The sequence below is a fragment of the Comamonas testosteroni genome (genome assembly GCF_000761245.1).
In the GTDB taxonomy this organism is placed as follows: domain Bacteria; phylum Pseudomonadota; class Gammaproteobacteria; order Burkholderiales; family Burkholderiaceae_C; genus Comamonas; species Comamonas testosteroni_C.
The window spans coordinates 39,935-58,189 of the sequence record NZ_AWOR01000058.1; the positions used below are offsets into that span (position 1 = coordinate 39,935).

Sequence of the window (18,255 nt, forward strand, 5' to 3'; positions counted from 1 at the left end):
AAAGTTCCTTGTGGATGGGTGAACAAGCAATGACAGAACTGTAAGAACGGCTGTCCTCGGCGCCCATTCGCAAGGCAACGGATGGCCATCGGTAATCCTACCGAGTCGGTTCGCTCACAAGGCCGCAGTCAGCAGCAGTCTTGTCTGTTCAGCGACCGATCCCGTGCCCAGCTTTTCGGCCAGCTTGGCGCGGTGCGTGTCCACGGTACGCACCGATATATCGAGCGCCGCTGCGATCTCCTTGCTGCCCAGGCCCTTGGTGATCAGCTCCAGCACCTCGCGCTCGCGCTCGGTCAGGCCGCGCAGGCTTTGCCGGGCCTCGTTGCGTTCGGCCTGCTGGTCCAGCCGGGCCTGCGCCGACTCGATGGCCTGCAGCAGGGTCTGCTCCTCGATGGGCTTGGTCAGAAAGTCGGTGACCCCCGCCTTGAAGGCACGGCGACAGGCATGCAGATCGCCGTGGCCGGTGATCACGATCGTGGGCCAGTCCACGCCCTGTGCCATGAGCTGCTCGTGCAGCTGCAGCCCGGACATCATGGGCATGCGCAGGTCGGTGATCAGGATGCCGGGCTGGCTGCGATCCAGATGGGCCAGGCAGTCGGCGGGAGATTCAAAACAGGTCACGGGCAGCTCATAGGTCTGCAGCAGCAGATGCAGAGCGTTGCGCACCGACGGGTCATCATCGATCAGATAAATCATGAGCAGGCAAATCGGTTCTATCCAGCGGCAGATGCATGACAAAGCGGGCGCCGTGCGTGCCGGGCACATATTCCAGACGCCCGCCCATGCGTTCCATCAAGGTGGCGCACAGCGGCAGGCCCAGCCCCATGCCGTCGGACTTGGTGGTGAAAAACGGCTCGAAGATGCGCTGTGCCGTGGCCGCAGTCATGCCCGGGCCGTTGTCCTGCACCACGAGCAGGGCCTCGCCACCGTTTTGCTCCAGCGCGATGCTGATGGCTGCTTGCGCATCCTGAGTCTGGCCAAGCGCATCGAGCGCATTGCGCACCAGGTTGTGCAGCACCTGCTCCAGCGCCACCGGGTCGGCCCAGGCGCTGCAGGGCTGCAGCGGCGCCTGCCACTGCAGCGCCACCTTGGCCTGGCGTGCCGGGCCTTCCAGCAGAAGCAGGGCCTGATCGACGACCTGGGTCAGATCCAGTCTCTGCAGCTGGCTGGGGGCGTTGCTCACATAGCTGCGCATGCGTTCCAGAATGGCGCCTGCGCGCCTGGCCTCGCGCACATTGGCCTGCAGGGCAGTCGCCAGCAGCTCGCTCTTGCCCAGCTCGTGGGCGCGCAGCGCGGCCTGGCTCTGGCTGAGCAGGGCGGTGACGGGCTGGGCCAGCTCATGCGCGATGCCAGAGGCCATCTCTCCCATGCCATTGACGCGCGAGGCATGGGCCAGCTGTGCTTCATTGGCCAGCAACTGGGCACGCCGCTGGTGGCGCCTGGCTTGCTGGCGGCTTTGCCAGACCAGGTGAACCGCACCGACCAGCGCGGCGCTGATGAGGGCGCTGATCAGCACCATGCTCCAGCTCACCAGGCTGCGGGGGCGGTTGAGCAGTTGCACCTGCAGAGGCTGGTCATAGCCGGCGAGTGTGAATTCGCCAAATTTGTGGCTTTGCTGCAGCTGCGCTGCCGGCTCCAGCAAGGTGTGGTCATGAAGGCGTATGCGCAGCCCGCTGTCATCCGGCAGGACTTTGTCATCCAGCAAGTGGGAGGAATCAATGCGAACGCAGAGCCAGCCTTTGGGGTCTGCTATCTTTTTTAGGAAAAGATAATGGCCCGGATGCAGGGAGTCAGGCAGGCTGGCGCTGGCTCGCGGCGCCAGAGGAGCGGCAGTCTGCGCCACTGCCGGGTCCCGGCAGCTGCCTGTGGCGGGCGTGGCCGCAGTGACCAGCTGAATTTCCTGGACGCGCGGGTAAATGGTCTGCACCGATTGCGCAATATGCTGCAGAGCCGATGACTCCTTGGCCGCATCCAGCGGTGCCACCGCAGTGAGAGCGGTAAGGTGGGCCTTGTGCTGAGCTACTTTCTCCAGCATCTGGCGTTGCACGGTCTGGGTCAGCTGCAACTGCTGCTGCTGCTGCCGGGCATGAGCCTGCCACCACTGCAGGGCCAGGATCAAGGCGCAGAGCAGCCCCCAGGCCAGGGCCAGCAGCCAGCGGTGGCGGTAGTCCGGGGACGAGTTGCTCATGCGCCGAAGTGTAGCGGTGACCGGGCAGGCAATGCCGGGCCCGCAGTAGTGCGGGCCCGAGACGTTCAGATATCCGCCAGCAGCTCGTAGGGCAGGGGTTGGATCTGCAGCGCAATGCCCTTGCCCGCATCGGCGCTCTGGCCTTCGGCCAGCGCCGCATGGGCAAACAGGTCGTCGCGGGTGGAGGAGGCAATCTGCATCGAGACGATGGCATCCCAGCCGCCTTGCGGAGCTGCTGCAGCCTGCACCACGGAGCCGGTTGCCTGCTCGAGGTCTTCAGCGCTGAAGACTTCCTGGCCTACGCTCAGAGCCTGCTCGGCATGAACCAGATAGGCGCGACGCTTGAGCGTGCCGCGGAACTGGCTGCGGGCCACCACTTCCTGGCCGGGGTAGCAGCCCTTCTTGAAGTTGACGCCGCCCAGGGATTCGTAGTTCAGCATCTGGGGCACGAAGGCATCCACCACCGGCGCCGACAGCGTGGCCACGCCGCTTCGGACTTCGGACCATTGCCAGAGGTCTTCGCTCAGCAGCTGTCCTTCGGGGGCTTGGCCCGCAGGGCCGATCCACAGCGCACGCTGGTTGCCTGCAGCGGGGTAGAGCGCCAGCACATGGGCATCGCCTTGCTGCTTGAGCGTCCAGGCCGCTGCATTCTTGCCGGCAAGCTGCTCGGCGGCCTGACCGGTCAGGCCGTAGAGGGCGAAGTCAGCCGTCGCATCGCTGAGCTTGCACTGGGCGCGCAGCACAAACATGGACAGGCGCTTGAGCGTGGGGGCCAGCAGGCTGCGGTCACAGATCAGCACGATTTCGTCAGCGCTGCGCCTGAAGCCGATGAAGCTGGCCAGCATACGGCCCTTGGCCGTGCAAAAAGCCGCGAGGCGGGCCTGATCGAACTTGAGCAGCGCGAAATCGTTGCTCAACTGGCCATGAAGAAAGCTGGCTGCGTCGGCGCCAACGGCGCGGATGACACCAAGGTGGGAAATGGGGGTAATGCCGTTCAGGGGCAGCGTCTTGGGCTGGGTCATGGCTGAATTATGATCGTCGCTCTGTGTACTGATGGATCTAGCCTGTGCGTGCCCTTATTCGAGCACTGATATTTTTGCTGTTGCTGGCTGCCCTGGCGGCAGGAGGCGCCTGGTGGTGGCTGAACCAGCCGCTGCAGCTGTCCGAACCCAATCTGGAGCTGGAGATCGAGCCCGGCACCACGCCGCGTGGCGTGGCGCAGAACGTGGTCAAGGCCGGGGTGCAAACCGATGCGCGCCTGCTCTATGCGTGGTTTCGCTTCTCGGGCAAGGACCGCGCCATCAAGGCCGGCAACTACGAACTGAGCACGGGGCTCACGCCCTATGTGCTGCTGCAAAAGCTGGCGCGGGGCGAGGAAAGCCTGCGTGCGCTGACTCTTGTCGAAGGCTGGAACTGGCGCCAGGTGCGCGCAGCGCTGGCGCGCGAGGAATTCCTCAAGCAAGACAGCGCAGGGCTCAGTGACGAAGCCGTGATGACGGCACTAGACCGAGCGGGCGTGCCGCCCGAGGGGCGTTTCTTCCCAGATACCTATACCTATGCCAAGGGCAGCTCGGACATGGCCGTGCTGCGCCGTGCGCTGCACGCCATGGATCGGCGCCTGGCCGATGCCTGGGCCATGCGGGCGGCCAATACCCCGCTCAAATCGGCTGATGAAGCCTTGACCCTGGCCAGCATCGTGGAAAAGGAAACCGGGCGCGCTGTGGACCGCGCTCAGATTGCCGGCGTTTTCTCCAACCGCCTGCGCATAGGCATGCGCCTGCAGACAGATCCTTCGGTCATCTATGGCGTGGGGGCCAGCTTTGACGGCAATCTGCGCAAGCGCGATCTGCTGGAGGACACGCCCTGGAACACCTATACCCGTGCAGGCCTGCCCGTCACGCCGATTGCCATGCCCGGCAAGGCCGCGTTGATGGCGGCCGTGCAGCCCGATCAGACCAAGGCGCTGTACTTTGTCGCCAGGGGTGACGGCACCAGCCATTTCAGCGCCTCGCTGGACGAGCACAATAGGGCCGTCAACCGCTATCAGCGCGGTCAGTAAGCAATCTTTGAGGGCGCAAGGCCGTGGCCTGTGCCCTGTGTCGAATCAAACAACTGGTGCCGCCATGCGCTGCACTAGAGGAAATATCAGTGAGTACAGCTTTATCCAAGGGTCTGTTCATCAGTTTTGAAGGCATCGATGGCGCGGGCAAGTCCTCGCATATCGAGGCACTGGCCCAGGCTTTTCGCGACCAGGGCCGGGTGGTCACGCTCACACGCGAGCCCGGCGGTACGCCGCTGGCCGAAAAGCTGCGCGCCCTGATGCTGCATGACGCCATGGACCCGCTGACCGAGGCGCTGATCGCCTTCGCTGCACGGCGCGACCATCTGGTGCAGGTCATAGAGCCGGCTCTGGCGCGTGGCGAGGTGGTCATCAGCGACCGCTTCACCGATGCCACTTTCGCCTACCAGGGCGCGGGCCGTGGCTTCAGTTGGGAGCAGCTGTCGGCGCTGGAGCGCATGGCGCAGACCGGCACGGCGCTGCAGGCAGGGCAGGCCCCGGATTTCATGCGCGAGCCCGACATGACGCTATGGTTTGACCTGCCCGCCGAAGTGGCGGCCGAGCGCCTGGCCACGGCCCGTGTTCCCGACCGTTTCGAGGCCCAGCCTGGCGAGTTCTTTGCCCGGGTGGCCCAGGGCTATGCCGAGCGCGCCCGGACGGCACCTCAGCGCTTTGTGCGCATTGACGCCCATGCCAGCCGCCACGCAGTGTGGCAGCAGATCACCCAGGCCGTGGTGCGCAAGGGTTGGCTGGCCATCATGGTGGGCAGCAAGCCATGAGTGCATCCGATCTCGAAGCACCCTGGATCGCCGCGCAGCGTGGCCGCTTGCTGGCCCAGCGTGGTCATGCCTGGTTGCTGCAAGGACCTTCGGGTCTGGGCCAGTACGCTCTGGGACTGTCACTGGTGCGCGCCTGGCTTTGCGAGCAGCCCTCGGCTCAGGGCGCTTGCGGCCGCTGCGCCAGCTGCCATGCCATAGAGGTGCGTGCCCATGCCGACCTGTGCGTGCTCATGCCCGAGGTGCAGATGATGGAGCTGGGCTGGCCGCTGCCGGAAAAAGCCCAGGCCGACATCGACGACAAAAAGCGCAAGCCCAGCAAGGAAATCCGCGTGGAAGCCATGCGCGATGCCGTGGAGTTCTGCCAGCGCACCAGTGCGCGCGGACGTGGCAAGGCCGTGCTGGTCTACCCGGCCGAGCAAATGAATGCCATTACCGCCAACGCCTTGCTCAAGACGCTGGAGGAGCCACCCGGAGACACCCGCTTCGTGCTGGCCAGCGAGGCCGCGCACCAGCTGCTGCCCACCATTCGCAGCCGCTGCCTGACGCACACCATGACCTGGCCTGCCGCGGCCGAGGCCGCGCAATGGCTGCAGGCGCAAGGGCTGAACGAGCCCGATGCCGCAGCGGCCTTGCAGGCTGCCGGCGGTCGACCCGGCGATGCGCTGCGCATGGCTGCGGACGCGGGCAAGGCCGCAGCCTGGGCGCAGTTGCCAAGGCAGCTGGCCAAGGGGGATGTGGCTGCGCTGGCGGCTTTTGCGCCGGTGGATGCCGTGCAGGCGCTGCAGAAGATCTGCCACGACCTGATGGCTCTGGCCGGCGGCGGCGAGCCCCGGTATTTCTCGCCTGCCGATCTGCCGGGCAAGCCGCTGCCCATGGCGCTGCTGGCCGAATGGTCGCGCGAGCTGGTGCAGGCGGCGCGCACTGCCGATCACCCCTTCAATGCCGGGCTGATGACGGAAGCCCTGGCCTCCAGGGCGCGGGCGGTGCTGATCTCGGGCAAAGCCGCCAGAGCCGCACGCTAGATAATGCGGCGCGGGTTTGGTCAAAATTTTCCCGGGTGTTAACCTCGCGATTTGCGCCGCCCGGCCGTCACAAGAATTCTGCTACCCACTATGAACGCAACTACCACCCCTCGTCCCAGCGTGATGCAGCTGGCGATCAAGGAGAAGGCGGCGCTGTATGCCGCCTATATTCCGTTGTTCGCCGAAGGGGGGATTTTTGTGCCCACGCAGCGTGACTATCGTTTGGGCGATGATGTCTACGTGCTGCTGACCCTGCCCGACGATCCGCAGCGCTACCCGGTCGCGGGCCGTGTGGCCTGGGTGACGCCCGAGCGTGCTTCCGGCAATCGCACCCAGGGCGTAGGCATCCAGTTTCCCAAGGATGCCAAGTCCGCCGAGCTCAGGGCCAAGATCGAGCAGATTCTGGGCACAGCCCTGAGCTCCGAGAAGCCCACTCAGACAATCTGATTATTAACACTGGCGCGCTCCCACATCAGAGACGCCGAGCAAGAGCCGTCTCGCAGCGATGGCGTCGCCCCCAGGGGGGAAGCGGCGCAGCCGCTCAGGAGTGGCCCAATTTCTATGTTTACCGATTCCCACTGTCACCTGAATTTTCCCGAACTGAGCGCCAACATCGCGCAGATCCGTGAAGCCATGGCTGCTGCCAAGGTCACGCGCGCGCTGTGCATCAGCACGACGATGGAAGAGTTTCCAGAAGTGCACCAGCTGGCGCTGGACTACGACAATTTCTGGGCCACCGTGGGCGTGCACCCCGACACCGAAGACATGACCGAGCCCAGCGTGCAGGACCTAGTGGAGCGTGCAGCACTGCCGCGTGTGGTGGCGATAGGCGAGACCGGGCTCGATTACTACGGCATGGAAGACCGCAAGGGCGGCCGCACGATTGCCGACCTGGAATGGCAGCGCGAGCGTTTTCGCACGCATATCAGGGCTGCTCAGATCACGCAAAAGCCGCTGGTCATCCACACTCGCAGCAGCTCCGACGACACCCTGGGCATTTTGCGCGAGTGCGGCGAGGCCGATTCCAGCACCCAGGCCGGCGGCGTCTTTCACTGCTTCACCGAGACGGCGGAAGTGGCCCGTGCCGGTCTGGACATGGGCTACTACATCTCCCTGTCAGGCATCGTGACCTTCAAGAATGCCCAGCACCTGCGTGATGTGGCGGCTTTCGTGCCACTGGACAGATTGTTGATAGAAACCGACAGTCCCTATCTCGCGCCCGTGCCCTACCGCGGCAAGACCAATAATCCTTCCTATGTGCCCTTTGTGGCCAAGCAGATTGCCCAGGTGCGCGGCATCTCCATCGAGGAGGTGGCTGCCGCCACCAGTGCCAACTTTGACCGCCTGTTCAAGGGCGTGACCTTGTCAGCGAACTCTGGAGCGAGTGCATGAGCCTTTTTGCTGCCCCATCGATTGCATCGTCATTGAGCCGCCGCCAAAGCCTGCGTTGGGCGGGTGCTGTCGTCGGGGTGGCGGGCCTGCCAGGGCTGGCCCTGGCCAATGACTACGAGGACTATTCGCGGGCGCTGGTCGGTGATAACGACCGCACCATGGTGAACCTGATCTTTCGCGGCTTCGACGCCAACACCCTGGATTCGCGTGGGCGGCCGGGGCTGGTGGCGGCCCTGCATCAGGACTCGCTCAAGGTCTTTGACGTGCTGCTCAAGGCGCCGCGCATCGATGTCAATCTGGCTTCGAGCCAGAACGAGACGCCGCTGATGATGGCCTGCATCAAGGGGCACCTCGATATCGTGCGCGAGCTGATCAAGCGCGGCGCGGACGTCAATCGCGAAGGCTGGGCGCCGCTGCATTACGCGGCCTCTGCCGATACGCCGCAGACGCTGGAAATCATCAAGCTGCTGCTCGAAGAAAGCGCCTATATCGACGCCGCATCGCCCAACGGCAGCACGCCGCTGATGCTGGCCGCCCAGTACAGCAGCGAAGCCGTGGTCAAGCTACTGCTGCAGGAGGGCGCGGACATCACGCTGCGCAACCAGCGCAATATGACGGCAGCGGACTTCGCCAGGCTGGTGGACCGGCAATACATGGTCGATCTGCTGGGCAAGGCGTTGCAGCATGAGCGCCGTACCCAGCCCCCGCGCGGGAGCTGGTAGCGGACGGGTTCAGCGCCGCTCACCGCTATTTTGATAGCTGCTAGCGCCCAATGAAAAAGGACTTCAGAGTTATTTGACTCTGAAGTCCTTTGTTCATATGCGGTAGTAGCTCTTAAATTTGAGGCTCGCCGGGGGTCGAGCTGCGCACCTGGTTGTGCAGGCGGGCATAGAGGCCGCCCAGCTCCATCAGCTGTGCATGCGAGCCTTGCTCGGCAATCTGGCCGCGCTCCATGACCACCACGCGGTCCGCATGCTCGATGGTGGACAGGCGGTGGGCGATCACCAGCGTGGTGCGGCCCTGCATGAGCCGGTTCAGGGCTTGCTGGACCAGGCGCTCGGACTCGTTGTCCAGCGCCGAGGTGGCTTCGTCCAGAATGAGGATCGGCGCGTCCTTGTAGAGCGCGCGGGCAATGGCCAGGCGCTGGCGCTGACCGCCCGAGAGCTGGCTGGCATTGTGGCCCACCAGGGTGTGCAGGCCCTGAGGCAGATTTCGCACAAAGTCGCCCAGATTGGCCGCCTCCAGCGCGGACCAGACGCGGGCCTCGTCAATATCCTTGCCCAGCGCCACATTGGCCGCGACGCTGTCGTTGAGCATGACCACGTCCTGGCTGACCATGGCGAACTGCTGGCGCAGCGTATTCAGGTCCCAGTCGGCCACGGGCACGCCTTCCAGCATGATCTGGCCGCTGGTGGGCGAGAAAAAGCGGGGCAGCAGATTGACCAGCGTGGTCTTGCCGGCACCGGACGGGCCGACCAGGGCCACCACTTCGCCAGCCCGGACATTCAGGCTCAGGTGCGAGAGGGCCGGAGCCTTGTCCGCGCCGAACTGCACGCTCACATCGCTCAGCTGCAGTGCGCCGCTGACCTTGGCGGTGGGCTTGAAACTGCCGCCTTGCTCGTCGGTGGAGCCTTCGAGCAGTGCCAGGCCACGCTCCAGTGCGGCCACGCCGCGCGTGATGGGGTTGGCCACATCGGCCATGCGGCGAATGGGCGCAATCAGCATCAGCATGGCCGAGATGAATGCGGCAAAGCCGCCCACGGTCACATCCTGCACGCTGGCCGAGCCGATGGCGGCGCCGCCTTCGCGGCTTTGCCACAAGGCGATGCAGAGAATCACCGACAGCGCAATCGCCGCCAGCACCTGGGTCAGCGGCGTCATGGCGGCCGAGGCGATGGTGGCCTTGGTGTTCAGGCCGCGCAGCTGACGGCTCAACTCGCCAAAGCGCGACTGCTGCGAAGCCTGGGCACCATGCAGGCGCACCATGCGGTGGGCCAGCACGTTCTCCTCCACCACATAGGCCAGCTCGTCGGTGGCCGTCTGGCTGGACTTGGTGATGCGATAGAGGCGACGCGACAGTGTCTTCATGACCCAGGCCACGCCCGGCACCATGAAGGCCACGATCAGCGTGAGCTGCCAGTTCAGATAGATCAGGTAGCCGAGCAGGGCGATCAGCGTGAAGCCGTCGCGAGAGATGCTCATCATGGCCTGCACCAGCTGCTGGGCGCCGGTCTGCACCTCGTAGACGATGGTGTTGGACAGCGCCGATGCCGATTGCCTGGAAAACAGGCTCATGTCGGCGGCCAGCAAGCGCTCGAACAGTTTCTGGCGCAGACCCAGCATGCCGTCATTGGTGATGCGTGCCAACGCGTACTGTCCCGTGAACTGGGCCAGGCCGCGAATGACGAACAGGCCGATCAGAAAGACCGGCACCGTCCACAGGGCAAGCGAGCCAGCCGTAAAGCCACTGTCGAGCAAAGGCTTGAGCAGTGCCGGCATGGCGGGCTCGGTTGCTGCCCCCACCAGCGTGGCCAGGATGGCCAGACCCCAGGCCCAGCGCTGGCCCGAAAAATAGGGCGTCAGGCGCTTGAGGCGCTGCATCAGCGGCAGCTCGGATGGATTGACGGGGGGTGCTTCAGCGGGAGCTGGGGCAGGGACGGCCTTGGCGGTCTCGCTCGGCGATGGGGACGGTGTGGCTTGCATAAGCGCGTGATTTTAGGGCTTGTGCTTTTGGAGTCCGCACGGATCTCAATAGATGAAATTCGGGATGAAGTTGTAACCAACTATGCCTGTTTGAATATAAAGCGCAAGCCTGCGGCAGAATCGGCGGGGGGATTGCCTCTGCGCTCATGCAGACTCTGGCATGCTCCCGATCTGAAAGTTTTGTGGCACTTGCGTTTGATCACCCTACTGAGCACGTTCTTACATCAGGAATCCGTCAGTGTGTGTAACATTCGCGCTTGTGTTTGTACCGGGCAATTCCGGAAATTTTGATGGCTGCCAATGACTATTGACCGACTTCCATCCCTGACAACCTGGGCGGCAGGGCCGCGCGCTTCCCGTAGAGCCATGCTGGCAACGTTAGCCGCCACGCCGGCCCTTCCGGCACTGGCCCAGTTCAGGGTTGAGGTAACAGGCGTGGGCCTGACACAGTTGCCGATCGCAATTGCCCAGTTCAAGGGAGAAGGCTCGGCCCCACAGAAGATTTCCGCCATCATCCAGGCCGACCTGGAGCGCAGCGGACAGTTCCGCGGCGTGGATGCCTCAGGCCTGGCGCTTGACGAGACCTCGCGCCCCGATGTGGCCCAGTGGCGCCAAAAGGGTGCCGATTCGCTGGCGACCGGCAGCATCACGCGTCTGGCGGATGGCCGCTGGGATGTGCGCTTTCGCCTGTGGGATGTGGTCAAGAGCCAGGATCTGGGTGGTCAGGGCTTTGCAGTCACCACCGGCGATCTGCGCCTCGTGGCCCACCGCATTGCCGACTACATCTATGAAAAGCTCACGGGCGAGAAAGGCATTTTCTCCACCCGCATTGCCTATGTGACCAAGGCCGGTGCTCATTACCGCCTGTGGATTGCCGATGCGGACGGCGAGAATGCACAATCTGCGCTGTCCAGCCCCGAGCCCATCATTTCCCCAGCCTGGGCGCCCAACGGCACGCAACTGGCCTATGTGTCCTTCGAGTCGCGCAAGCCCGTGGTCTACGTGCACGATGTTGCCAGCGGCCATCGTCGTCTGCTGGCCAACTTCCGCGGCTCCAACAGCGCTCCCGCCTGGTCGCCCGACGGCAGCCGTCTGGCCGTGACGCTGAGCCGCGACGGTGGCTCGCAGCTCTATCTGCTCAGCGCCCAGGGCGGTGAGCCCCGCCGTCTCATGCAAAGCAGCGGCATCGATACCGAGCCCTGCTTCTCCAGTGACGGCCGCACCATTTACTTCGTCAGCGATCGTGGCGGAGCACCTCAGGTCTACAAGGTCTCGTCTTCGGGCGGCAGTGCCGAGCGAGTGACCTTCACGGGCAACTACAACATCTCGCCCGCCATCAGCCCTGACGGCAAATGGCTGGCCTATGTCTCCCGCGTGGGCGGTGGCTTCAAGCTCCAGGTCATGGATCTGGCGACAGGCACCGTGAACTCCGTCACGGACACCACGGCGGACGAAAGCCCGAGTTTTGCGCCCAATAGCCGTCTGATTGTTTACGCCACCATTCAGGGTGGCCGTGAAGCGCTCATGACCACTACGCTGGACGGCAAGATCAAGGCACGTCTGGCAGGTGCAAGTGGAGACATACGTGAGCCCGACTGGGGCCCGTTCCAAAAACACTGATCAGAAGTTTGCTTTCCCTCTTTCTTTCTAGTGATGAAGTCCGTTGTGGACTGTTCGGAGAAATCTCATGTTGACTATCAAACGTCTTTCTTTGGCTTTGGCTGTGACCGCTCTGGTCGCTGGTTGCAGCTCGGGCGTCAAGCTCGACGACAAGCCTGTTGACGGCTCGCTGTCGAGCCAGGGTGCCGGCTCCAATGGCCAGGGCCAGAGTGGCGTGTCCGGTGTGGACCTGACAGGTTCGGCCGCCTCCAAGGCCGGCCCTCAGGGCGTCAGCCGCATCGTGTATTTCGACTTTGACAGCTACTCTGTCAAGGCCGATGCACAGCCCCAGATCGAAGCCCATGCCAAGTTCATCAAGGCCAACCCTGCTGCCAAGGTGCAGCTGGAAGGCCATACCGACGAGCGCGGCGGCCGTGAATACAACCTGGCCCTGGGTCAAAAGCGCGCTGAAGCCGTGCGCCGCTCTCTGGGCCTGCTGGGCGTGAACGACGCTCAGGTTGAAGCTGTGAGCTACGGCAAGGAAAAGCCCGCTGCTGAAGGTCATGGCGAAGACGCTTACGCCCAAAACCGTCGCGTTGAAATCAACTACCGTTAATGATGAAGCAGGCCTTGTTGACTCTCCGTCACGCAACGCTGCCTCGCTTGGTGGCTGCAGGCCTTCTGGCCGGCTCTGCCGTCAGCGCCCATGCAGCCCTGTTTGGTGATGACGAGGCGCGCCGCGCCATCATCGAACTGCGCCAGCGCGTTGACAGCCTGCAGCAATCGCAGGAGCAAACCCGCCGCAGCCTGCTGGACTTGCAGTCGCAGATCGAGTCGCTCAAGTCGGACCAGGCCAAGCTGCGAGGTCAGAACGAGCAACTGACACGCGACGCCGCAGAGTTGCAGCGCGGCCAGAAAGATCTGGCCAAGGGCTTTGACGAGCGACTGCGCCAGTTCGAGCCCGTCAGCGTGACTGTGGACGGCGTGGAGTTCACTGCCGATCGCAATGAGCAGCAGGAATTCGAGCAGGCTCTGGGCATGTTCCGTTCGGGCAAGTTCCCCGAGGCCGGTCAGGCCTTCGCCGCTTTCCTGCGCCAATGGCCCAAGAGCGGCTATACGCCGTCGGTGCGCTTTTGGCTGGGCAACTCGCAGTACGCCACGCGCGACTACAAGAATGCCATCGCCAATTTCCGCTCGGTCATGACCAATGCGCCCATGCATGCTCGTGCACCCGAAGCGGCCCTGTCCATCGCCAACTGTCTGGTGGAGCTCAAGGACACCAAGGCAGCTCGCAAGACCCTGGAAGAGCTGCTGCAAGCCTATCCGAACTCGGAAGCCGCAGGGATTGCCAAGTCCAAGCTGGCGACACTCAAATAATGGCCGAATATTCTCAGCCTCAAGCGGAAACAGCGCCCCAATCCGGCGCTGTTTTTTCTATGGAAGAAGCAGATGTGCAGCGCCGCTTTGGCGGTTTGGAGCGCCTCTACGGCGTGCAGGGGGCAGCCCGGATTCGTGCGGCCCATGTGGTGGTGGTCGGTGTGGGCGGAGTCGGCTCATGGACGGCGGAGGCTTTGGCGCGCAGCGGCGTGAGCCGCTTGACTCTGATCGATATGGACCATGTGGCCGAGTCCAATATCAATCGCCAGATCCACGCGCTGACCAGCACGGTGGGGCAGGCCAAGATCGATGCCATGCGTGATCGTATCGCCGAGATCAATCCAGCCTGCGAGGTCAATTGCATCGATGAATTTGTCGATCCAGACAACTGGCTGCAACTCTTGCCGGCCGATGCCGATGCGGTGATAGATGCTTGCGATCAGATCAAGGCCAAGGCCGAAATGGCGGCGCATGCGCGCAAGACCAAGCAGTGCTTTATCTCTGTTGGTGCTGCAGGCGGCAAGCGCATGGCCCACTTGGTGGACATTGCAGACCTGAGTGCAACGACTCATGATCCGCTTCTATCGCAGCTGCGCTACCGATTGCGCAAGCAGTATGGCGCTCCCAAGGATGGCAAGCGCATGGGGGTGACTTGTGTGTTCAGCCGCGAGGCAGTTGCACCCCCTGATGCGTCTTGCTCGATCGAAGGCGGTGATGGCAGTCTCAACTGTCACGGCTATGGCTCGGTCGTGGCTGTAACAGCGACCTTTGGTCAGTGCGCAGCAGGCTGGGTACTTGATCAATTGGCTCGCAAACCCAGCCAGTCCAACGAATCCAACTAATTCAAGAATTAGGCAAAGAGCCTGGAAAAATAGATTACAATAACGTCATTCCACTGATTAGGCAACTACTGCTTTTGATGTGTGGCAGGGTCTTTAGCTCAGTCGGTAGAGCAGCGGACTTTTAATCCGTTGGTCGCGAGTTCGAATCTCGCAGGACCCACCAAAGATAGCAAGGCTCCGTAGCGATACGGAGCCTTTTTCTTTTGCTATCAATTAAGCAGCAAGAATCAAATTCAAGCTGCTTTTCTTTTGGCTGGTGTGCGGATTTTTTTGCCAACCAACGCAACAGCGGTCTGAAGAGTCTGGGTCGCAAGGTGGCTGTAGCGCTTGGTGCTGACTGCCGACTTGTGCCCTAATACCCCGCCAACTGTGTAGAGATCAACTCCGGCGTTGATCATCTCGCTCGCCGTGCTGTGCCGCAAGTCGTGCAGCCTGGCATGACCGAACCCAGCCGCCCGGGCGCCAGCCTTGAATGCCTTGCTAACCGTCCATTTTGTCGGCTTCACCGGCCAAAGGGTGGGGTTGCGCACGATGTGGGCGACTCGGGGGTGAATAGGAACAGCGCGGGGCTGCCCGTTCTTGGTGTGCTGGCTGCTCAGCTCAAACACATCGCCGCCGTAGGCAACCTGGGCCAGTCCCACCTCGGCCGCCCGCATTCCACTATAGAACGCAATGCGGATAGCGGCCCTCTCCTTGCCGGGCCGGATCTTAGAACAGATCTTGAGGAACTCGGCGCGCCCCAGGTAGACATGACGCTCGTTGCGCACCTTCGGCATGCTGACGCGCTCTGCGGGGTTTCGGTCTCCAAGTCCATGGTGCTTCCATGCATAGCGGCAAGCCGCCCGAAGGTAAGAGAGCCGGTTGCGCACCGTTGCCGCAGACATTAGCTTCTTGTCGTCGCCCACAGGCCGGTAGCTGATGGCGATGGCTGGCAGAGCTGAAAACGGCTTCCCAGCATAGGCGCTGTAGCAGGCCTTGAGCTCACGCACTATGTTCTCATAGCTCTTGAGAGCCGGTGCGTGGTACTTCAGATAGAGCAGCACCGCATCTTCAATCAATGGCTCGGGCTTGCTGACACCAGTCGCAATCGAGTGGAGTCGCTTGGTCTCTTCGAGGTCGAACTTTTGGGCCTCGGCTTTGGTGTAGCCTTTTGGAAGAAGGCGGCTAGCCCGCTGCCGCTGGCCCGCAATAACCTGGTCGAACTCAAAGCGCCAACGCTGGTTGCGGGAGTCGAAACGGATCGGCATGATTTTTTGTATTCCTCTATGTCAGATTCTTCAAAGCGCACAGCACTACCGAATCGGTAGCAGTGCAGGCGCCCGGATTTTGCGAGTTCATAGACGGTACGCTCGCTAAGTCCGAGCATCCCGGCAACGGCTTTTGCATCAAGCATCTAGGCCTCCAGAATGAGAAAAGCCCGCAGCGGCGGGCTGGGTCAGTGATGTTTGCGAAACGCTTTGGTGAGGTGCAGCCCTTCAATGGCGTGACCGCGCTTGAGCAGCGCCCGACAAATGAGCGCTTGCTCGTTGTGACTTGCACTGGACTGGCACACCAGGCCCAGATAGCTGTTTCCGCTGGCGTAGACCTCATCTGCAGGCATGGTCTCGATTCGGGCCAGCGCCTGCTGCAGAGTCTTGGGGCGCGTCGTGCGGCGCCATGGGTAGATGGTCTGGCCCACGTAGTCAATGCCGCGACTGATGGGCTGCAGCACCGTCTTGCGCGGATTCAGGCGCAGCCCCAGGCTGGGCAGGAATGCACTGATGCTCGCCAGCGCGCCATTGAGCCACTGGGGCGACTCGTGTAGCAGCACCATGTCATCGACATAGCGCGTGTAGTGCCTGACCTTGATGCGGTGCTTTGCATGCTGGTCCAGCTCGTCGAGCAGCACATTGGCAAAGAACTGGCTGCTCAGGTTGCCTATGGGTAGGCCGCAGTAGGGTGCGGCATTGACAAGGCGCTTGTGCACTGGAACGGCGGCTAGTGTCTCTGGGCTGCCGCGCTGCACAAAGTCGGCGCGCGGATCGTTGAAGAGAATGATCTTGGCCAAGCCGCGCCACCAGCGCTCCGGGATCTGCTTGACCAACAGCGGCCAGACGATGCGCTTATCGATGGAGACAAAGAAGTTAGCCAGATCAATCTTCAGGTAATGCCCAGGCACCGACCAGTTTTGAGTCTGGCTTCGCACCTTAGCCTCTAGTCGTGAGGCTGCGTACAGTGTGCCGCGCCCAGGAATGCCGGCGCAAGAGTCAGCGATAAAGCGGCGGTGGAACCGATCGGCGATCTGGTTGTAGAGCAGATGGTGCACGATGCGGTCTCGGAATTGAGCGGCCCAGACTTCGCGCGGCCGTGGCCGGCTGATCGCAAAGCAGATGGATGGGCCGGGCCGATAGCTGCCATCCTGCAGCTCTTCATGCAGCTGCATGAGGTTGTGCTCCAGCGCCTGCTCGAACAGCAGAGCGCTGGCCGTGGTTCGTTTGTGCTGGCGGCAGTCGAAATACGCCTGCACCAGCTTCGCGAGCGAATAGCCAGTATCCATAAAGTTTCTCGGTGGAGTCTGCGGACGGGACGAACTCTGAACTCGTTGTTCCGGTTGTTGTTGTTCGTGTTTCCGTTCTCAAAATCGACGGCCCAGGTGTGCCGAGCTGGTCACGTCGGCCCGCTGAGCTTTCAGCGGGCAAACTGCGCGGGATCACTGCAGATGGGTCCGCTGATATCCCTGTTGCGCCTTTCGGTGGGCTTGTGGCCCAGCGGCTCGACCAGATTCCAAGGCGCTTTGGCCGGACTGCCTTGACGGTCCGGCAGCGTGCGCGCGTTCCGAGTGCCTCTGCCAGCCGGTGGCTTGTTTGCCGATGCTGTCCGTGATGGCGATAGCGCGGCTGTACTGATTGACCGAAATCAACCGTAGATCCACGGCCAGGCGCAACGAGAGATTGACGGTCTCGATCTCCATGCGCATGCGCTGCAGGACTGCGGCTTTGTCCACGCTGGTGTTGGCCTCGTAGGTGCGCATGACCAGCGCCATGCACCGGCGCCGCAGCTCGGCTCCGAAGTCGGCCTTGAAGTTCCTGGGCATGTTGGCCACCAGTAGAGTGACCAGCTTGCTCAGGTCATAGGTGGATTTGTAGATTTCGGTGTCAGTATGAAGTGCCATGCCAAGGCGGGCTACGCCCGCAAATTGTTAAATCGCTGAAGCGGGAAAACTGCGGACGGGACGAACTCTGAACTCGTTGGTCCGGTTGTCGTTGAACGTGTGTCCGCGCTCAAAATCGACGGCCCAGGCCCAGTGCTCACCATCCGGAGTGCGTGACCAGTACCAGCCGTCGGTATCGAAGAACTCGCGGCTGTTGATATAGGCCAGCATCAGGTCTTCTTTGTCGGGAGCGCGCCAGTCGCGAAAGCCGTTAAGCTCATCGCCTTCGGCCACCACCTTCTCCACCCGGCTGAATGGGATGTCGGTGTGGTCGAACTCAATGCCGCCTGGAATGACGACGTGGTGCACCAGGCCGTCGATCAGGCGGCTGCCGATGAAGATGCCGCCCTGTTCAGGCCAGGGCTGATTGATTGCGGGTGTGGTGCTCATTGGATGCTCCATTGGTGGAATTGAAGGGAATGGCTGAAGGGATCAATAGATGAATCTGCGGACGGGACGAACTCCGAACCCGCGGCTCCGGTCGTTGACGTCCGTGCGTCCGTACTCAAAATCGACGGCCCAGGCGGTGCTCTGGCCGTAGTTGGTGCTACTCCAGTACCAACTCTCATCACCGAATAGATGAGGCACATTTGCAGCGGCCAGTTGCAGCTCGCGGCGGGCTGGGAGGTAGAAGTCCTTGTGCTCGTCTGCTGAGTGCGTGGTGGCCAGCTTTGCGGCTTGGCAGTCGTTGACCAGTCGCCGAGTGTTATCCAGGCCATCCCAGTGGGACAGGTCACGTTCACCATCCGGGCCCCACTTGGCGGAGCCGGCGTCCTTGGCATCGCCGAAGTCGGACACGATCAGTCCATAGATCGTTCCGTCGTCGCCGCGCATGTCACCAGCATAGAAGCCGCCTTGGTTGGGCCAGTAGCTACCAATCTGCGGCTTGTCGTCTGGCTGGACTGCGACTGCCGGGGCTTCGGCGCGGCCAATGCTTTGCATGAGCCGCTCCATGCTTACCATGACATCAGCAGTTGCAGTTGGCGGAAGGATGATGACGTTCTGTGTATGAATCTGCACAAGGTTCTCCTTTGGGTAAAGAAAAGCCCGCTCAGTGGCGGGCAGTGATTGGCGGGTTGGTCAAGCCACTTTGCGCAGCTTGGC

The 18,255-nt window shown here is 62.6% G+C and carries 19 protein-coding genes, 1 tRNA gene and 1 pseudogene; 11 read left to right on the forward strand and 10 right to left on the reverse strand.

Annotation, left to right across the window (positions count from 1 at the left end; genetic code table 11):
* Positions 1-114: 114 nt before the first annotated feature.
* The 3 genes from P353_RS17165 to P353_RS17175 form a co-directional block, all read right to left on the reverse strand.
* Entirely contained in the window at positions 115-696 is a 582-nt protein-coding gene (locus P353_RS17165) for a response regulator transcription factor (RefSeq protein ID WP_034372090.1), read from the reverse strand.
* Complete coding sequence (locus tag P353_RS17170; RefSeq protein WP_034372093.1) at positions 677-2,188, reverse strand: sensor histidine kinase; 1,512 nt, start codon at positions 2,186-2,188, stop codon at positions 677-679. The genes P353_RS17165 and P353_RS17170 overlap by 20 nt, the downstream gene beginning before the upstream one ends.
* Before the next feature lie 65 nt (positions 2,189-2,253).
* Positions 2,254-3,210, reverse strand: a complete 957-nt coding sequence (locus tag P353_RS17175) for a YgfZ/GcvT domain-containing protein (RefSeq protein WP_034372096.1) — start codon at positions 3,208-3,210, stop codon at positions 2,254-2,256.
* Positions 3,211-3,254: 44 nt separating this feature from the next.
* On the opposite strand from P353_RS17175, the gene mltG reads away from it, so the two are divergent.
* From mltG to P353_RS17205, 6 genes are all read left to right on the forward strand, one after another.
* On the forward strand, positions 3,255-4,247 hold the full coding sequence (gene mltG, locus P353_RS17180; RefSeq protein WP_034372099.1) for an endolytic transglycosylase MltG: 993 nt from the start codon (positions 3,255-3,257) through the stop codon (positions 4,245-4,247).
* 89 nt (positions 4,248-4,336) lie between these two features.
* Positions 4,337-5,026 carry a dTMP kinase gene (gene tmk, locus P353_RS17185; RefSeq protein ID WP_034372102.1) on the forward strand — a complete coding sequence of 230 codons (690 nt, stop codon included), beginning with the start codon at positions 4,337-4,339 and terminating at the stop codon, positions 5,024-5,026.
* Positions 5,023-6,048: a DNA polymerase gene (locus tag P353_RS17190; RefSeq protein ID WP_034372104.1), complete on the forward strand. Its 1,026-nt coding sequence runs from the start codon at positions 5,023-5,025 to the stop codon at positions 6,046-6,048. Before tmk ends, P353_RS17190 begins: the two co-directional genes overlap by 4 nt.
* Before the next feature lie 90 nt (positions 6,049-6,138).
* Positions 6,139-6,495: a PilZ domain-containing protein gene (locus P353_RS17195; protein ID WP_034349187.1), complete on the forward strand. Its 357-nt coding sequence runs from the start codon at positions 6,139-6,141 to the stop codon at positions 6,493-6,495.
* Between the two features lie 114 nt (positions 6,496-6,609).
* Positions 6,610-7,440: a TatD family hydrolase gene (locus tag P353_RS17200; protein WP_034372107.1), complete on the forward strand. Its 831-nt coding sequence runs from the start codon at positions 6,610-6,612 to the stop codon at positions 7,438-7,440.
* A complete protein-coding gene (locus P353_RS17205) occupies positions 7,437-8,162 on the forward strand; it encodes an ankyrin repeat domain-containing protein (protein WP_034372110.1) in 726 nt (241 codons plus the stop codon). Before P353_RS17200 ends, P353_RS17205 begins: the two co-directional genes overlap by 4 nt.
* Before the next feature lie 112 nt (positions 8,163-8,274).
* On the opposite strand, the gene msbA is transcribed toward P353_RS17205, so the two are convergent.
* A complete protein-coding gene (msbA, locus tag P353_RS17210; RefSeq protein WP_034372112.1) occupies positions 8,275-10,143 on the reverse strand; it encodes a lipid A export permease/ATP-binding protein MsbA in 1,869 nt (622 codons plus the stop codon).
* Between the two features lie 300 nt (positions 10,144-10,443).
* Here msbA and tolB point away from each other — a divergent pair, with 300 nt between their 5' ends.
* The 5 genes from tolB (at position 10,444) to P353_RS17235 (ending at position 14,124) form a co-directional block, all read left to right on the forward strand.
* Positions 10,444-11,763, forward strand: coding sequence for a Tol-Pal system beta propeller repeat protein TolB (gene tolB / locus P353_RS17215; RefSeq protein ID WP_034372114.1), 1,320 nt, complete (start codon positions 10,444-10,446; stop codon positions 11,761-11,763).
* A gap of 67 nt (positions 11,764-11,830) precedes the next feature.
* Positions 11,831-12,358, forward strand: a complete 528-nt coding sequence (gene pal, locus P353_RS17220; RefSeq protein ID WP_034372118.1) for a peptidoglycan-associated lipoprotein Pal — start codon at positions 11,831-11,833, stop codon at positions 12,356-12,358.
* Positions 12,358-13,119, forward strand: coding sequence for a tol-pal system protein YbgF (gene ybgF / locus P353_RS17225; RefSeq protein WP_034372120.1), 762 nt, complete (start codon positions 12,358-12,360; stop codon positions 13,117-13,119). Before pal ends, ybgF begins: the two co-directional genes overlap by 1 nt.
* Positions 13,119-13,961 (forward strand): tRNA threonylcarbamoyladenosine dehydratase, encoded by an 843-nt coding sequence (locus P353_RS17230; RefSeq protein ID WP_034372123.1) that lies wholly within the window; start codon positions 13,119-13,121, stop codon positions 13,959-13,961. Before ybgF ends, P353_RS17230 begins: the two co-directional genes overlap by 1 nt.
* 87 nt (positions 13,962-14,048) lie before the next feature.
* Positions 14,049-14,124: transfer RNA gene (locus P353_RS17235), tRNA-Lys, on the forward strand.
* A 70-nt stretch (positions 14,125-14,194) separates the two neighbouring features.
* Here the strand turns inward: P353_RS17235 and P353_RS17240 are convergent.
* The 6 genes and pseudogenes from P353_RS17240 to P353_RS17260 all read right to left on the reverse strand — a co-directional run bounded on the left by P353_RS17240 (position 14,195) and on the right by P353_RS17260 (position 18,093).
* Positions 14,195-15,208, reverse strand: a complete 1,014-nt coding sequence (locus tag P353_RS17240) for a tyrosine-type recombinase/integrase (protein ID WP_034372126.1) — start codon at positions 15,206-15,208, stop codon at positions 14,195-14,197.
* 14 nt (positions 15,209-15,222) lie between these two features.
* Positions 15,223-15,354, reverse strand: a pseudogene (locus P353_RS30355) (helix-turn-helix domain-containing protein); the annotation flags it as partial.
* A 42-nt stretch (positions 15,355-15,396) separates the two neighbouring features.
* Positions 15,397-16,497 (reverse strand): RNA-directed DNA polymerase, encoded by a 1,101-nt coding sequence (locus tag P353_RS17245; protein WP_034372129.1) that lies wholly within the window; start codon positions 16,495-16,497, stop codon positions 15,397-15,399.
* Positions 16,498-16,650: 153 nt separating this feature from the next.
* Positions 16,651-17,112: a four helix bundle protein gene (locus P353_RS17250; protein ID WP_080750599.1), complete on the reverse strand. Its 462-nt coding sequence runs from the start codon at positions 17,110-17,112 to the stop codon at positions 16,651-16,653.
* A gap of 27 nt (positions 17,113-17,139) precedes the next feature.
* Positions 17,140-17,541: a DUF1566 domain-containing protein gene (locus P353_RS17255; RefSeq protein ID WP_034372131.1), complete on the reverse strand. Its 402-nt coding sequence runs from the start codon at positions 17,539-17,541 to the stop codon at positions 17,140-17,142.
* Between the two features lie 42 nt (positions 17,542-17,583).
* On the reverse strand, positions 17,584-18,093 hold the full coding sequence (locus P353_RS17260; protein WP_157839626.1) for a DUF1566 domain-containing protein: 510 nt from the start codon (positions 18,091-18,093) through the stop codon (positions 17,584-17,586).
* Positions 18,094-18,255 lie beyond the last annotated feature (162 nt).

Bases quoted from the DNA above. Each gene is read 5' to 3' on its own strand.
- P353_RS17175 (WP_034372096.1), bottom strand. From the start codon at position 3,210: ATGACCCAGCCCAAGACGCTGCCCCTGAACGGCATTACCCCCATTTCC.
- P353_RS17250 (WP_080750599.1), bottom strand. From the start codon at position 17,112: ATGGCACTTCATACTGACACCGAAATCTACAAATCCACCTATGACCTG.
- P353_RS17230 (WP_034372123.1), top strand. From the start codon at position 13,119: ATGGCCGAATATTCTCAGCCTCAAGCGGAAACAGCGCCCCAATCCGGC.
- P353_RS17190 (WP_034372104.1), top strand. From the start codon at position 5,023: ATGAGTGCATCCGATCTCGAAGCACCCTGGATCGCCGCGCAGCGTGGC.
- pal (WP_034372118.1), top strand. From the start codon at position 11,831: ATGTTGACTATCAAACGTCTTTCTTTGGCTTTGGCTGTGACCGCTCTG.
- P353_RS17195 (WP_034349187.1), top strand. From the start codon at position 6,139: ATGAACGCAACTACCACCCCTCGTCCCAGCGTGATGCAGCTGGCGATC.
- tolB (WP_034372114.1), top strand. From the start codon at position 10,444: ATGACTATTGACCGACTTCCATCCCTGACAACCTGGGCGGCAGGGCCG.
- P353_RS17245 (WP_034372129.1), bottom strand. From the start codon at position 16,497: ATGGATACTGGCTATTCGCTCGCGAAGCTGGTGCAGGCGTATTTCGAC.
- msbA (WP_034372112.1), bottom strand. From the start codon at position 10,143: ATGCAAGCCACACCGTCCCCATCGCCGAGCGAGACCGCCAAGGCCGTC.
- ybgF (WP_034372120.1), top strand. From the start codon at position 12,358: ATGATGAAGCAGGCCTTGTTGACTCTCCGTCACGCAACGCTGCCTCGC.
- P353_RS17200 (WP_034372107.1), top strand. From the start codon at position 6,610: ATGTTTACCGATTCCCACTGTCACCTGAATTTTCCCGAACTGAGCGCC.
- P353_RS17170 (WP_034372093.1), bottom strand. From the start codon at position 2,188: ATGAGCAACTCGTCCCCGGACTACCGCCACCGCTGGCTGCTGGCCCTG.
- P353_RS17165 (WP_034372090.1), bottom strand. From the start codon at position 696: ATGATTTATCTGATCGATGATGACCCGTCGGTGCGCAACGCTCTGCAT.
- P353_RS17240 (WP_034372126.1), bottom strand. From the start codon at position 15,208: ATGCCGATCCGTTTCGACTCCCGCAACCAGCGTTGGCGCTTTGAGTTC.
- P353_RS17205 (WP_034372110.1), top strand. From the start codon at position 7,437: ATGAGCCTTTTTGCTGCCCCATCGATTGCATCGTCATTGAGCCGCCGC.
- P353_RS17255 (WP_034372131.1), bottom strand. From the start codon at position 17,541: ATGAGCACCACACCCGCAATCAATCAGCCCTGGCCTGAACAGGGCGGC.
- P353_RS17260 (WP_157839626.1), bottom strand. From the start codon at position 18,093: ATGCAAAGCATTGGCCGCGCCGAAGCCCCGGCAGTCGCAGTCCAGCCA.